We start from the raw sequence: 14,476 nt of genomic DNA, 5'->3' as shown, positions 1-14,476 counted from the left end.
AATTTGGAACGATCTAAATTATTCGAATGCAACGGTCCGAGGAGGAGACGAAAGCCGATGACAAGCCTGACGTTGCCACACCACGATGGTTCACTCGAGCAATACCGGCTGACCGGCACACCGATCGAGCGACCCCACGCGGCGCCGACCTTCAATCGCATCGCCTATGCGGCCGCCCATGTGGTCTCCGATCCGCTTCGCGATGCCGACCCCTGGGGCAACGCCGCCATCGACTGGGATCAGACGATGGCCTTCCGCCACCATCTCTGGAGCCTGGGCTTCAAGATTGCCGAGGCGATGGATACCGCTCAGCGCGGCATGGGCCTGGCCTGGCCGGGCGCGCAGCAGTTGATCCGCCGCTCGCTGGCCGAGGCGCGAACCGTGCCAGGCGCCGATCTTGCCTGCGGCGCCGGCACCGATCACCTTTCGCCAGCTGATGCCCGGTCCCTCGATGACGTCATTACCGCCTATGAGGAGCAGGTCGGCTTCGTCGAGGGCGAGGGCGGCCGGGCCATCATGATGGCAAGCCGGGCACTTGCCCGCGTCGCCCGCTCGCCCGACGATTATCGCCACGTCTACGGTCATATCCTGCGCCAGACCAAGGACAAGGTGGTGCTGCACTGGCTCGGCGACATGTTCGATCCACAGCTGAAAGGTTATTGGGGATCGGACGATTTCGACGAGGCGCTCGACGCGGTGCTGTCGATCATCGCGGCCAACCGCGACAAGGTCGAAGGCATCAAGATCTCGCTGCTCGACAACGCCAGGGAAGTCGCGCTGCGCAACCGTCTGCCGGAAGGCGTGCTCTGCTTTACCGGCGACGACTTCAACTATGCGGAGCTGATCGAGGGCGACGGGGAAAAATACAGCCACGCGCTGCTCGGCATCTTCGATGCGGTCGCGCCCTCCGCCTCGAAGGCACTTGCCGCCCTGGCCAAGGGCGACGTCGCCACCTTCCGCGGCGTCATCGAGCCGACGGTGCCGCTGTCGCGCAAGATCTTCGAGGCGCCGACGCAGTATTACAAGGCCGGCGTCGTCTTCCTTGCCTGGCTGAACGGCCACCAGAACCATTTCACCATGCCGGCGGGCATGCAATCCGCCCGTGGCCTTCTTCATTATGCCGACATCTTCCGGCTGGCCGACAAGGCCAATGTGCTTGATCGACCGGACCTTGCCTTAAAACGGATGCAGAGCCTGCTCGCGACCCTCGGCGTCGAACAGCCCGGTTAGTCAAAAAACGGCGCCCGCAAGGGGCGCCGTCGATAGCCGGGGCAGAGACCTTGCCGACTTGCCTCAGAACGTCGCCGTCAGGCTCATCCAGAAACGGCGACCTTCCATCACCGTGTTGAAGTCGGTCTGCTCGACCGTCTTGTCGAGAAGGTTATAGACGGCCGCATTCAACGTCAGGCCTTCGCCGAGCGCATATTTCGTGCCGATGTCTACGGTGGTGTAGGCGTCGTATTTCCGCCCCTGCTGGCCGTTGATCGTCACCGGCTTGCCGTTGGTGCCGATACGTGCGCCCGCGGCGATCTCTTCACCATGATAATTCACCGAGGCCCAGGCTTCCAAACCTTCGACCGGCGTGAACCAGTCGGCCCTGAGATTGGCCATATGTTCCGGCGTGCGCGCCAAGGGGAAGCCGGCATAGGTTCCGGTCATCTGTTCGGACTGCGTGTAGGTGTAGCTGCCACGAAGCGTCAGGTCGGCGGTCGCGTTCCAGGTCGCCGTCAGTTCGACGCCCTGGATGACGGCATCGTCGATATTGTAGTTGTACCAGAGCCGATAGTTCGGATCCTCGCTCCAGCGCACCGGATTTCCTGCCGCGTCGAGCACGAGCGAGTTTGAGATCTTGTCCTTGAAGTCGGTGTAGAAATAGGTGCCGCCCAGGATGACGTCACCATTGTCCCAGACGGCGCCGATTTCATAACTCGTGCTCGATTCTGCCTTGAGGTTCGGGTCGGCGATGATCACGCCGCAGGTACCGGCCGGGCCATAGGAGCAACCGCCGCCGCCCGTCGTGTAGGCATAGCCCGGCGCAATGCTGCGGATGTCTGGCGCGCGGAAGCCGGTGGAGATGCCGCCCTTGACCGTCAGGCTGTCGGTTGCATTCCAGACACCGTAGAGGCGTGGGCTGAGGTGATAGCCATATTCTTCGTGATGATCGAGGCGCAGGCCGCCCGTCAATGCGAAGGTGTCGATCATGCGCCATTCGTCCTCGGCAAACAGCGCCCACTGTGTCGCCGAGAATTTTTCGGTGAGACCGGTGCGCCGTCCGGGGTTCTGGTCTGACAGACGCGCTTCGAAGAATTGGCCGCCCGTTACCAGTGTGTGGCTGCCGCCGAGGTCGAACGGCGTCGTGAACTTGCCATCGATCACTGTGTTGCGAACCTCGGGCGCCCGGGCCTGCTTTTCGAAGCGGCCTTGCGCTGCATTGTAGTTGTAGTTCCGGCGCTCTGCCCATTCCTGCAGGATCGAGAAATCGGATGTGGTCGGTCCCCAGCGGCCGGTGTGGGAAAACGACCAGTGGTCGCGATCATTGTCGTTGTAGGTGCTGACGGCCCTTGGACCTGTTTCGATCGTCTTGCCGACATTGGCCTCGCGCCGCAGCCTCGCCGTTCCGCCCTCGAGGTAGAAGTCGTGGTCCTCGTTCGGCGTATAGGCAAGCCGCGCGGTGAGGTCATGCTCGCGCGCGCCGGTGATGCCGGACAGGAACTTATCCTCACCGCGCTTCAGCCCACGCCCCCAGATCTGCATGCCGAGCGTGTCCTTCAGGATTGGGCCGTTGGCATAGAACGACAGCTGGCCGGAATTGCCGTAACGCTGATGCTGCTGCACCGTCGCGTCGGTGGTGATCGAGCCGTTCCAGGTATCGGAGACCTTGCGGGTGATGATGTTGATGACGCCGCCCATCGCATCCGAGCCATAGAGCGACGACATCGGCCCGCGCACGATTTCGATGCGCTCGATTGCGGCGGCCGGCGGCACGAAACTCTGCTCGAAGCCGGAATTGCCATTGGTGCGGGCGTCGCGCGTGCTCTGGCGCTTTCCGTCGACGAGGATCAGCGTGTAGGAGCCGGGCAGGCCGCGGATGAAGATGTCGCGCTCGTTGGCAACGCCCGTTACCGCCACACCTTGAGCATCGCGTAGCGCGTCGGTCAGGTCGCGGAACGAGCCTTTTTCCAGTTCTTCACCGGTCACCACGGTGATGCTGGCCGGCGCATCCTTGACGTTCTGCTCGAAGCCGGTCGCGGTGACGACGATCTGTTCCAGCTCGGTGTCTTTCTCCTTGTCCTTGGCTTTCTGCGCCTGCGCTTCCATCGGCACCGTCAGCGCCGCGCCCGCCAGGCAGGCGTAGACGAAGTGCCGACGACGCTCCGACGAGCGCTGCGCGGACTTGCGCCCAACCGGTAACGCGAATGTGTGTCGCTCAGTGCCTTTATCCACCAGGCCGCGTGCCTCAATGCTCATTTCTGTCCCCACAAATAACTTGAGTATTTTGATCCACTTAGTTATTGGCGGCATGGGTGACAACGACACTGTTTTAGAACTGCTCTAAATGTGAATGAGCGCAAAACACAGGTTTCGAATATGCCGGAGCCTTGATTGAGGGGACGGCAGCGATGAAGGTTCAAGCGCAAGCGTCTTTACCCCCGCACGAACGGCAGACCGATATGGGCAGGCTGCGCCTGCTGCTGGCGCTCGATACGCTGTTGCGCGAAAACAGCGTCAGCCGGGCCGCTGCAAGCGTCGGCCTGCAGCCCTCCGCAATGAGCCGGCTGCTGTCCCAGCTGCGCGAAGAATATGGCGACCCGCTGTTCCTGCGCACAGGACACGGCCTGCGCCCAACGCCTTTTGCCGAAACGCTGAGACTGCGGGTGCGCGCCCTTGCCGCAGAGACGGAGGCGCTTTTCGAACGAACAGGTCCGGCCACAGCGGCCAATCCGCAGGAGCCTAGCGGCTGGGAGGGGGCAGGGCTGATCGCAGCGCCGCCGCTCGCCGTTCGACCGAGCCTGATGCTGGACGGCGAACCGACACCGGAAGCCTTTGCCGCCAAGCTGGCGCGCATCGGCGACGATGCCGCCCCGCAACGCCGGCTTGCCCGCAGCATCGCGACCATCGGCACCGGCGCCGGCCGCAGCCGCCCCTTGAGCGAGGCGGAAGCCGAAGATGCCTTGACGATCATCCTTGCCGGTGAGGCGGATCCGGTGCAGATCGGCGCCCTGATGGCGGCGCTGCAATATCGCGGTGCGACCGCGGTCGAGATCGCCGGCTTCGTGCGCGCGATCCGTCGCCATGTCGGCGCAGTGGCCGCCGGCAGCGGTGCGGCAGATCTCGACTGGCCGTGTTATCTCTCGCCGAAACTGAAGACCGCGCCATGGTTCCTGCACGCGGCAAGGCTGGTGGCACGTGCGGGCTACCGCGTGATGCTGCATGGACATTATGGCCAGGAGAGCGCCGAGCGCGGCAAGCTCGAAATCGCCGCCGCACGCAACGGGATCACCGTCTGCGCATCGCTTGAGGATGCCAACGCGGTGCTGGCAAGGACCGGGATCGCCTATCTGCCGTTACCGGCACTGTCGCCGCAAATCTTCCGACTGCTCGGTCTTTACGGGTTGATGGAGATGCGCATCCCGCTCGGTTCCGCCGTGCATCTGATCAATCCCTTAGGCGCACGCACGAGCCTGCTTGGGGTCGCGAACTCAGCTGCCCGGACGCTGAGCCGGGACATTGCGCTTTTGCTGGGGGTGAAGGATCTGACGATCCTCGGCAACACCCGCGACCATGCGGAGTTCACGCCCTATCGCCAGACGCCCTTGTTTCGCCTGGTCGGCGGCGAGCCCGCCGACCTCGTCGTTCCCGCCTTGCCGACACCACCCGCCGAGGCACGCACAGGCCTCAGTACCCGCGAATATTGGGAGGCGGTCTGGACCGGGGCGGCCCGCGACGAACGTGCCGAGACGACGATCCTCACCACGACAGCCGCAGCCCTTCTCAGCCTGGGCAATACCTCTGACTTCGAGACCGCCTGCGAGGCGGCGCGGGCGCTTTGGACAGGCCGCTCGCGCCAGATGGCGCGATAAACCTTTCGACGAAGCTCAGGCCGCCAGCCCCTTCTTGGCGAGCATGGCATCCGGGCTCGGCAGCTTGCCGCGGAACCCCTTGTAGGCGTCTTCCGGATCGATCGAACCGCCGACCGAATAGACATTGTCCTTGAGCTTCTGCGCCATACCGGGATCGAACGGATTGCCCGTCTCCTCGAAGGCAGCGAACGCATCCGCATCCAGAACTTCCGACCACATGTAGGAATAGTAGCCGGCGGAGTAGCCGTCGCCGGAGAACACATGCAGGAAATGCGGGCTGCGGTGGCGCATGACGATCGACTGGGGCATGCCGATCTTTTCAAGCGTCGCCGCTTCGAGCGCCATCGGCTCGCTCTGCGTTTCAGCCGTATGATAGGCCATATCGACCAGGGCAGACGAGGTGAACTCGACGGTCGCAAAGCCGGAGTTGAAGGTGCGCGCGGCAAGCACCTTGTCGAGCAACGCCTCGGGCATCGGTTCGCCGGTCTGATAGTGCACCGCATAGCGCTTCAGGATATCCGGCACCGTCAGCCAGTGTTCGTAGAGCTGCGACGGCAGTTCGACGAAATCGCGCGACACGCCCGTTCCGGAGACCGAGGGGTAGGTGACGTTGGATAGCATGCCATGCAACGCATGCCCGAACTCGTGGAAGAGGGTGCGCGCGTCGTCCAGCGACAGCAGCGCCGGCTTGCCTTCGGCGGGTTTGGCAAAGTTGCAGACGTTGTAGATGATCGGCAGCTCGCCGACGGCACCGTTCTTCAGCGTCAGCTTGTGCTGCGACTGGAAGGCGCTCATCCAGGCGCCGGAACGCTTCGACGACCGTGCGAAGTAATCACCGAGGAACAGTGCCACCAACTTTCCGCCGGCATCGCGGATCTCGAAGACGCGCACGTCAGGATGATAGCCGGCAATGCCCTTCTTCTCGGTCGCGGTGATACCGAACAGCCGCTGGGCGACATCGAAGCAGGCATCGATGATCTTTTCGAGCTGCAGGTAGGGCTTGAGTTCGCCTTCGGAGAAATTGAACTTTTCGGCGCGCAGCTTCTCTGCATAGTGGCGCCAATCCCAAGGCATGACGTCGTGATTGCGCCCCTCGGCGGCAACCAGCTTGGCAAGATCGGCCTCTTCCTCCCGGGCGCGGGCAGCGGCTTTTTCCCAGACCTGCATCAACAGTCCGTTCACCGCTTCCGGCGTCTTGGCCATGGTATTGTCGAGTTTCAGCGCCGCGTAGTTGGCATAGCCGAGCAGCTTGGCCTTCTCGGCCCTGAGCGCCAGAGTTTCCGCAATGAGGCCGCGATTGTCGGTTTCGCCGCCATTCTCGCCACGGGCGATCCAGGCGCGGAAGGCCTTTTCCCGAAGCTCGCGATTGTCGGAGAAGGTGAGGAACGGCTCGATGATCGAGCGCGACAGCGTCACCGCGTATTTGCCCTTTTCGCCACGGTCGCTGGCGGCAGCGGCCATCGCGTCGCGCAGGAAATCGGGAACGCCGGCCAGATCCTCTTCGCTCTGAAGGAACAGCGCCCAGCTCTTCTCGTCGGCAAGCACGTTCTGGCCGAACTTGGCGCCGAGGCCGGCGAGCGTCTCGTTGATCGCCGCCAGCCGCTCCTGATCGTCCTTGGCAAGCTTGGCGCCGGATTTGACGAAACCCTTCCAGTGCCGCTCAAGGACACGCGTCGCCTCGAGGTCGAGACCGAGGCTGTCGCGGTTTTCCCAGAGCGTGTCGATCCGCTTGAACAGTGCCGCATTCATCCCGATCTTCGAATAATGCCGCGACATTTTTGGTGCGATGTCGCGTTCCAGCGCCTGGATGGTTTCGTTGGTGTCTGCACCGGCCTTGTTCCAGAAGATCGAGGAAATGCGCGACAGCGCGTCGCCGGCGATCTCGAGCGCAATCACGGTGTTGTCGAAGGTCGGCGCCTCATGGTTTGCAGCGATTTCGTCGATCTCCGCCTCATGCGCCTTGAAGGCAGCTTCGAAGGCCGGCGCGAAATCCGTGTCCTTCACCAGATCGAAGCGGGGCAAGCCCTCATGCCCGGTCCAGGTCGTCAGGGCAGGATTGAGCGGGGTGCTGGCGGTCATCAAGGATCCTTTCGCATGGGGATGCCGGCCCAAGGCCGGGGAGGGAAGCGCCTGAAAAGCTGTCGGGCATGTCAGGCGGAAGAGCTTGAGGTGGTCGCTGACGGCCCCGCCGTCAAGGCTCGAGTGTCAGGGCTTGGGCGTCAAGGCATTGACGTCAGGGCTTGCGCAAACCGAGAAGACCGGGCGCGGCATGCCACACGGCCTGGACGGCAAAGCCGATGAACAGCAGGCCCGACAGCCGGACGATGGCCAGCTCATGCCGACGGTAGAAGCGCCTGACGACGGAAGCACCGATGATGACGATCAGGATCAGGTCGGCGACGAGAAAGCCGACGAGCGAGACACCGAGCAGCATCGGCAGGGCGTCGAATTCCAAGGCGTTGGCCGAGCCTGCGAGCAGGGCGGTGAAGGTGGCGAGCGCCACCGGATATCCCTTGGGATTGGTCAGGCCGAAGATCAGCCCGCGCCGAAGCGGCTTTTCTACGGTGATCAGCGCCCGGTTATCGGCTTTCGGCCGGGCACGCAGGGCGGTCCAGCCGATACACCCGAGATAGAGGCCGCAGAAGAGGCCGAGAATATCGAAGACCGTCGTGCCGACGGAACGCGCGCCAATGATGGCGACCAGCGCCAGCCCCGACCAGAGGATGTCGCCGGCGAGGTGCCCACCCATGAACAGCGCCCCTGCCTTGCGCCCTTGGCCAGCGCCGATGCCGAGCAAGGCGAGAAAGGCCGGCCCGGGAATGAGCGTATAGGAAAGGGCGGCGAGAAAGGCACCGATCAACAGCGTCTCGGACATGGCAGGTCCCCGATTGTTTCAGCGGCCATTCGATCCCCCGCCATCGATTCCGTCAAGCGGAAAGGCAAGGCGTTGGCGAATGTCGAAACGAAAATGGGCTTCGTCCGAAGAGTGGCCGCGCGAAGAAACAGCGTCAGCGATGGAGGGCCTCCTTCCGGCGGTTGCCGAAGATAAGGGTGTTGATGCTGGCGCCGAGAAGTGCGGTGATCTCGTGAGTGAAAGTACGCATGGTCCAGGTCCTTCCGGGTGTTAGGGCCGGGTGTTCGGCGTTGGCGGCTTCAGGCCGTGGATGTGAGAATTCCATCCTTTCGGTCTGCGTGCTGTTTCTCCGGTAACGGGCGCAGGACAGAGACGGCGACGCACAATTCTTTCGTTGCGATCATTTCCCTCGATACGAAGTTGCGCTAAGACGCGCGCGAGTTTTCCCCGCGAGAAGGACTTTCCATGACAGTGCGCAATCTCTTCCTTCTGCCCGGCGACGGCATCGGCCCGGAAGCCATGGCGGAAGTCCGCAAAATCATTGCCTACATGAACGCCGAGCTTGGCGCCGGCTTCGTGACGGACGAAGGCCTTGTCGGCGGCTCGGCCTATGATGCCCACGGCCAGGCGATTTCGGAAGGGGACATGGCAAAGGCGCTTGCCGCCGACGCCGTGCTGTTCGGCGCCGTCGGTGGTCCGAAGTGGGATGCCGTTCCTTACGAGGTTCGCCCCGAAGCCGGCCTTCTCCGGCTGCGCAAGGACCTGCAGCTCTTCGCAAACCTGCGCCCGGCGATCTGCTACCCCGCCCTTTCCGCCGCATCGTCGCTCAAACCCGAACTGGTCGAGGGCCTCGACATCCTGATCGTGCGCGAGCTGACCGGCGGCGTCTATTTCGGCGAGCCGAAAGAAATCATCGACCTCGGCAACGGCCAGAAGCGCGGCATCGATACCCAAGTCTACGATACCTACGAGATCGAGCGCATCGCCGGTGTTGCCTTCGAACTGGCGCGCACCCGCAACAACCGCGTCTGCTCGATGGAAAAGCGCAACGTCATGAAGTCGGGCGTGTTGTGGAACCAGGTAGTGACCGAGACCCACAAGGCAAAATACTCCGACGTTCAGCTCGAGCATATGCTGGCGGACGCCGGCGGCATGCAGCTGGTGCGCCAACCCAAGCAGTTCGACGTCATCGTCACCGACAACCTGTTCGGCGACATGCTGTCGGACGTGGCGGCGATGCTGACCGGCTCGCTCGGCATGCTGCCTTCGGCCTCGCTCGGGGCACCGGATGCCGTTACCGGCAAGCGCAAGGCGCTCTATGAGCCGGTGCACGGCTCGGCGCCCGACATTGCCGGCAAGGGCATCGCCAACCCGATCGCCATGATCGCCTCCTTTGCCATGTGCCTGCGCTACTCCTTCAACCTTACGAAGGAAGCCGACAATCTGGAAAAGGCGATCGCCACCGTGCTCGACAAGGGCATCCGCACCGGCGACATCATGGCCGAAGGCGCCCGCCAGGTCGGAACCATCGAGATGGGCGAAGCCATCCTCACAGAGTTCAAGGCACTTTCGGCCTGACCTGCGAAGGGCGCGCGCCCACGGGCGGCGCATTTTTTACGACACCTCCGGAGCGATCCGGAGGTGTTTTGCGTTCGGCGGCCTTGAATTTGGCCGCCGAACCGACACATGCAGGCAAATCCGCCGCGAGCCATCGGTGTGGAGAAGGACCGCGCCACGTCGAGGCGCATTTGCGCATGCAGACCGCTTGGAAAGGCAAACATGAATCGACCGCTCGCATCAACCGGATGGATCCTTGTCACGACGCTGATCCTCGTGCTCGCCTTCATCCCGCTCGATCCGTTTCTTTCGACACGGGCGCAGGCCCTGCCGGAAAGCGTCGTCGAGTTCAACCGCCTGATCACCGACTTCGGCACCTTCGGGTGGATGATCTATCTCTCAGGGTTGGTGCTCGCCAGCGCCTTCATCCTGCGGCGCTTCGTTCGCCAGGCGCCACTTCAGCGCAGGGCTCGCACGGTGCGCAATCTTGCCGCCTATTTCCTGCTGACGATCGGCACCGCCAGCGTGCTCGTGCATGCGCTAAAATTCCTGATCGGACGGGCAAGGCCCGAACTTCTGGTCGATCTCGGCGCCTACAGCCTGACGCCGTTTACCGGCGACAATCTGTTCGAGAGTTTTCCGTCGGGCCATTCGACCGCAGCCGGCGCCTTCTTCGGCGTCTTTGCCATGCTGTTACCCAGGCTTCGTCCGGTCTTTTTCGCTTTGGCGCTGGTGATCGGGATCTCGCGTGTCATCGTCGGCGCCCACTATCCGAGCGACGTTGCCGCCGGGCTGCTGCTGGGCCTGTGGACCTCGCTCATGGTGGCGTTTCTGTTCGCCAAGCGCGGTTGGCTTTTCCGCGCCGACGAGGGGGGCTGGCCGATCCCCAAACGCTCGGGCACCCGCCCATAAAAAAGCCGGCGCGGAAGACCGCGCCGGAGTCAGGAGAGCCGTGATGCCTCTCGGGGAAGTTTTTAGTCCATCGCGTGGATGTCGCGATCCTTCGTTTCCGGCAGGAACAGCATGCCGATCACAAGGGTGATGCCCGCGAAGATGATCGGGTACCAAAGACCGTAGTAGATATCGCCCTGGGCCGCGCTCATCGCGAAGGCCGTTGCCGGCAGCAGACCGCCGAACCAACCGTTGCCGATATGGTAGGGCAGGGACATGCCGGTGTAGCGGATGCGAGTCGGGAACATTTCGACCAGCAGGGCTGCGATCGGGCCGTAGACCATCGTCACGTAGATGACGAGAACGGTCAGGACCGCGATGATCGTCGTCCAGTTGACGTTGGCGGGATCCGCCACCATTGCGTAGGTACCGCCACCAGCGATCGTATAGACCGCCATTTCGGTGGCAGCGCCGACTTCATCCTTCGTCAGGAGCTTGTCGGCGATGAGCTTGTCGGCCGGAACCACGGTCTTTTCACCACCGCGAACGGCGGCAGCATCAAGGGCCAGTTCCGGGTTGGCGGCAACGAAGCCGTCAAGCTTGGATTCAGGAACCTTTGCCGCGCCACGAACCAGCGGGTAGCCGGCATCGTGAAGCGCCATGTTGGTCTGCTTTTCGAAGGCGGCGCCGGCAGCCTTGGCGCCATCACCGGCAGCGATGGCATCGTAACTGTTGATCGTGGCTTCGCCGATCTTGACCGTTGCCGGGGTACCGGCGGCGGCCGTCGTGACGACGTCATAGGGAACCGAGTTCCTGGTGAGGAACGCGGTTGCGATGTCGCACGAGGTCGTGAACTTCGCCGTGCCGGTCGGGTTGAACTGGAACTTGCAGTCATCGGGTGCGGCGGTCACGGTTGCCCGTACCGTTGCCTGGGCCTGTGCGAGTGCCGGGTTACCGGCCCAGGTCAGCGCCTTGAACAGCGGGAAGTAGGTCAGCATGGCAAGCAGCAGGCCGGCCATGATGATCGGCTTGCGGCCGATCTTGTCGGAGAGCCAGCCAAAGAACACGAAGAAGCCGGTGCCGAGCAGCAGCGAAATGGCGACCATGATGTTGGCCGATTGACCATCCACCTTGAGCACGCCCGTCAGGAAGAACAGGGCGTAGAACTGGCCCGAGTACCAGACGACGGCCTGACCGACGACGGCGCCGAACAGTGCCAGAAGCGCGATCTTGGCGTTCTTCCACTGGCCGAAGGCTTCCTTCAGCGGAGCCTTGGACCCCTTGCCCTCTTCCTTCATCTTCTTGAAGGCCGGCGATTCGTTCATCTTCAGGCGGATCCAGACGGAAATGCCGAGAAGCACGCACGACAGCAGGAACGGAATGCGCCAGCCCCAGGCCGCAAAGGCTTCCTTGCCGAGAGCGAACTGCACGAGCAGGATCACCACCAGCGACAGGAACAGACCGAGCGTCGCCGTGGTCTGGATCCAGGAGGTGAAGTAGCCGCGGCGCCCGTTTGGCGCATGTTCAGCCACGTAGGTGGCAGCACCGCCGTATTCACCGCCGAGCGCCAGGCCCTGCAGCATGCGCAGGACGATGAGCAGGATCGGTGCGGCAATGCCGATCTGGGCAGCGCCGGGCAGGATGCCGACCAGGAAGGTCGACAGACCCATGATCAGGATGGTCACCAGGAAGGTGTACTTGCGGCCGACGAGGTCACCCAGGCGACCGAAGACCAGAGCGCCGAACGGGCGAACCAGGAAGCCCGCGGCAAATGCCAGAAGCGCGAAGATGTTCCGCGTCGTTTCCGGGTAGGAACTGAAGAAGGTCGCGCCGATGTAAACGGCGAGCGAACCGTAGAGATAGAAATCGTACCATTCGAAGACGGTACCAAGCGACGAGGCGAAGATGACCTTCTTCTCCTCGCCGGTCATCGGACGCGTTTTTGCGTCGTCCGCAGTCGCGACATTTGCCATTTTGTTTATCCTCCACTCCAAAACAGCCCATTGGAGCGCCCATTGGCTGGCTCGGACATTCCTCCCAAGAACGTTCGAACGTGGTGCGCCTGATCACAGGATGTCAGAAAACAAGGGCCGCAGGCAGGGATGCTTTGGGCTTATGACTTTCGTCTAAGAAAGCCCGGGATCTCAGGCGCGAAGCGCTGCTGCCGGCGATTGCATGTAGGCAAGCATGGCCGGAAGAACGGCAAGACCGGCGGCAAAAGTAAGAAGAATGGAGACAAGGAGTCCATCGCCCGCCGCGACCGTCACCGGCATGGCAACACCACTCTCGCCGGAAAGATATCCAGCTATGAATTTCGCGGCAGCGAAGCCGAGCCCGAAACCGACAAGCACGCCGGATGCGATCAGCGCAAACAATTCGCTCCACACGATGATGAACACCGCCCTGCGCGGTGCCCCGAAGGCCCGAAGCGCCCCGATCTGCCGCCGGCGCTGGCCGACATGCAGGATGGTGACGAGCAGGATCGCGGCTGCGACCAGAACCTGGGCGCCTGTCGTCACGCCGACGAGCACCCGCTTGGCATCACCGAGCGTGGCATAGAGGTTCGTCAGCACCTCGCCCGGAAAAACCGCCAGCGTCGTACTATCGCGATAATCCTGCCGGAGCTTGTAGGCGTCGGCGATCGATTTCGGTCTGACGAGGATCGCCGGCAGGCCGGGCGTGACTTTGCTCCAATCCTCGTTCAGCGCCGCATCCGCATCGATATGCTTAGGACCGGCTTCGCCACCGGATGCCGCCTCGTCATGAGCGTGGTCGTGGCGTGCCTCGGCCTCGTCGTGCTCGACTTCCATTCCATGCAGCGCCCAGACGGCCTGCATCGGCACGAGAATGGCGCGGTCCCAGGCGGTGCCGGTCGGCTTGAGGCGCCCGACGATGCGGTAGGCGAGCTCCGTGTGGGCGTGGCCGCCGAGTTCGGCAAGCCCATGGGTCGGCTTCACCGCATAGCCGAGCGGCAGATCGACGGCAGAACCGACAACCGCCTCGCCGAGGACGGTAAAGACGCGGCCCTCGGAAAGCTGTTCAAGTTCGCGGACCATGCCCGTGGACGTGCCGACCACGGCATAGCCGCCAAAACTGTCGCCGAAGCCGACGGGTGCAGCGGAGGCGACGCGCGGATCGGCAAGAAGACGCGGCAGAACCGTACCGGCCATCAACGGCAGCGGCGAGGGCTGCAGAAAGATCGAGGACAACACGAGCTGCGTCTCGCTGCCGGGGGCGCCGATCACGAGATCGAACTTGTCGGCAGCGCGTGCGCTGCCAAGTCGCAGCGCGCGCTCCTGCAAGGTGACGGCAACGCCGAGCGCCGTTGCCAGCGCCACCAAGAGCACGACGACGAGCGAGCCGGCCCACAGACGCCGCAGATCCGCAAGGATAAAGCCGATCATGCCGCGCGCTCCGCAATCGTCCCGTCTTCGACGATGCGCCCGGCGGCAAGCCGGATGCGGCGGTCCAGACGCCGCGAGAGCGCCAGGTCATGCGTCGCCACAACAAGCGTGCAGCCGCTTTCGCGGGAAAGCTCAAGCAGCAGGTCGCCAACGGCATCGCCGGCCTCGCTGTCGAGACTGGCGGTCGGCTCATCGGCAATGACCACGCCGGGCCGGCGCAAGAGCGCCCGGGCAATCGCCACGCGCTGCATCTCGCCGCGCGACATGGTCTCGATCATCTGCGTTGGCCGGGCAAGTCCGACGCGCAACAGCAGATCCAGCGCTCGGGCGCCGATGTCGCGGGTCAGGGCGCCGGCAAGCCTTGCCGGCAGCAGCACGTTTTCCAGCGCGCTCAAACCGGGAAAGAGATGAAAATCCTGGAGGACGAGGCCGATATTGGCGCCACGCCAACGGTCACGACCGCCTTCGGAGAGCGTGCAGATGTCGATATCGCCCCAAAGCACGCGGCCCTGTCCGACCCGTTCCAGCCCGGTCAGGATACTGATCAGCGTGCTCTTGCCGGATCCGGACGCACCGGTGAGCGCCACGCGGCTGCCGGCGGCGATACTGAGGTTGTCGATCGCAAGGGCAGGGGCGGCCAATCCGGGGAAGCGCACGTCGATCCCTTGAAGCTGAAGACCGAGCATTGG

The 14,476-nt window shown here is 63.4% G+C and carries 10 protein-coding genes; 4 read left to right on the top strand and 6 right to left on the bottom strand.

The features are described 5' to 3' along the window. Positions 1 to 57: 57 nt before the first annotated feature. Positions 58 to 1,230 (top strand): dihydrodipicolinate synthase family protein, encoded by a 1,173-nt coding sequence (locus HT585_RS17935; protein ID WP_176354274.1) that lies wholly within the window; start codon positions 58 to 60, stop codon positions 1,228 to 1,230. Between the two features lie 63 nt (positions 1,231 to 1,293). Here HT585_RS17935 and HT585_RS17930 read toward each other — a convergent pair whose 3' ends face one another. Then, positions 1,294 to 3,318, bottom strand: a complete 2,025-nt coding sequence (locus HT585_RS17930; RefSeq protein WP_246707809.1) for a TonB-dependent receptor domain-containing protein — start codon at positions 3,316 to 3,318, stop codon at positions 1,294 to 1,296. Between the two features lie 353 nt (positions 3,319 to 3,671). Here HT585_RS17930 and HT585_RS17925 point away from each other — a divergent pair, with 353 nt between their 5' ends. Further along, complete coding sequence (locus HT585_RS17925) at positions 3,672 to 5,081, top strand: glycosyl transferase family protein (protein ID WP_246707796.1); 1,410 nt, start codon at positions 3,672 to 3,674, stop codon at positions 5,079 to 5,081. Positions 5,082 to 5,096: 15 nt separating this feature from the next. On the opposite strand, the gene HT585_RS17920 is transcribed toward HT585_RS17925, so the two are convergent. Further along, positions 5,097 to 7,160, bottom strand: a complete 2,064-nt coding sequence (locus HT585_RS17920) for a M3 family metallopeptidase (protein WP_176354271.1) — start codon at positions 7,158 to 7,160, stop codon at positions 5,097 to 5,099. Between the two features lie 154 nt (positions 7,161 to 7,314). Continuing rightward, a complete protein-coding gene (locus HT585_RS17915; RefSeq protein WP_176354270.1) occupies positions 7,315 to 7,956 on the bottom strand; it encodes a LysE family translocator in 642 nt (213 codons plus the stop codon). A gap of 444 nt (positions 7,957 to 8,400) precedes the next feature. Between HT585_RS17915 and leuB the strand changes: the two genes are divergently transcribed. Beyond that, entirely contained in the window at positions 8,401 to 9,513 is a 1,113-nt protein-coding gene (gene leuB, locus HT585_RS17910; protein WP_176354269.1) for a 3-isopropylmalate dehydrogenase, read from the top strand. A 201-nt stretch (positions 9,514 to 9,714) separates the two neighbouring features. Further along, positions 9,715 to 10,404, top strand: a complete 690-nt coding sequence (locus HT585_RS17905) for a phosphatase PAP2 family protein (RefSeq protein ID WP_176354268.1) — start codon at positions 9,715 to 9,717, stop codon at positions 10,402 to 10,404. A 62-nt stretch (positions 10,405 to 10,466) separates the two neighbouring features. Here HT585_RS17905 and HT585_RS17900 read toward each other — a convergent pair whose 3' ends face one another. From HT585_RS17900 to HT585_RS17890, 3 genes are all read right to left on the bottom strand, one after another. Beyond that, positions 10,467 to 12,356 carry an MFS transporter gene (locus HT585_RS17900; RefSeq protein WP_176354267.1) on the bottom strand — a complete coding sequence of 630 codons (1,890 nt, stop codon included), beginning with the start codon at positions 12,354 to 12,356 and terminating at the stop codon, positions 10,467 to 10,469. A gap of 171 nt (positions 12,357 to 12,527) precedes the next feature. Next, entirely contained in the window at positions 12,528 to 13,787 is a 1,260-nt protein-coding gene (locus HT585_RS17895; protein WP_176354266.1) for an ABC transporter permease, read from the bottom strand. Further along, positions 13,784 to 14,473 carry an ABC transporter ATP-binding protein gene (locus HT585_RS17890; protein WP_176354265.1) on the bottom strand — a complete coding sequence of 230 codons (690 nt, stop codon included), beginning with the start codon at positions 14,471 to 14,473 and terminating at the stop codon, positions 13,784 to 13,786. Before HT585_RS17890 ends, HT585_RS17895 begins: the two co-directional genes overlap by 4 nt. Positions 14,474 to 14,476: the final 3 nt, after the last annotated feature.

The organism is Ensifer oleiphilus (genome assembly GCF_013371465.1).
GTDB classification, from domain to species: Bacteria; Pseudomonadota; Alphaproteobacteria; order Rhizobiales; family Rhizobiaceae; genus Ensifer; species Ensifer oleiphilus.
Note: the sequence above shows the minus strand (reverse complement) of the source record. Positions and strands in the feature narration are given on the sequence as shown.

Excerpts from the sequence above, each read along its gene's own strand:
- HT585_RS17935 (WP_176354274.1), top strand. The coding sequence starts at position 58 with ATGACAAGCCTGACGTTGCCACACCACGATGGTTCACTCGAGCAATAC.
- HT585_RS17930 (WP_246707809.1), bottom strand. The coding sequence starts at position 3,318 with ATGGAAGCGCAGGCGCAGAAAGCCAAGGACAAGGAGAAAGACACCGAG.
- HT585_RS17925 (WP_246707796.1), top strand. The coding sequence starts at position 3,672 with ATGGGCAGGCTGCGCCTGCTGCTGGCGCTCGATACGCTGTTGCGCGAA.
- HT585_RS17920 (WP_176354271.1), bottom strand. The coding sequence starts at position 7,160 with ATGACCGCCAGCACCCCGCTCAATCCTGCCCTGACGACCTGGACCGGG.
- HT585_RS17915 (WP_176354270.1), bottom strand. The coding sequence starts at position 7,956 with ATGTCCGAGACGCTGTTGATCGGTGCCTTTCTCGCCGCCCTTTCCTAT.
- leuB (WP_176354269.1), top strand. The coding sequence starts at position 8,401 with ATGACAGTGCGCAATCTCTTCCTTCTGCCCGGCGACGGCATCGGCCCG.
- HT585_RS17905 (WP_176354268.1), top strand. The coding sequence starts at position 9,715 with ATGAATCGACCGCTCGCATCAACCGGATGGATCCTTGTCACGACGCTG.
- HT585_RS17900 (WP_176354267.1), bottom strand. The coding sequence starts at position 12,356 with ATGGCAAATGTCGCGACTGCGGACGACGCAAAAACGCGTCCGATGACC.
- HT585_RS17895 (WP_176354266.1), bottom strand. The coding sequence starts at position 13,787 with ATGATCGGCTTTATCCTTGCGGATCTGCGGCGTCTGTGGGCCGGCTCG.
- HT585_RS17890 (WP_176354265.1), bottom strand. The coding sequence starts at position 14,473 with ATGCTCGGTCTTCAGCTTCAAGGGATCGACGTGCGCTTCCCCGGATTG.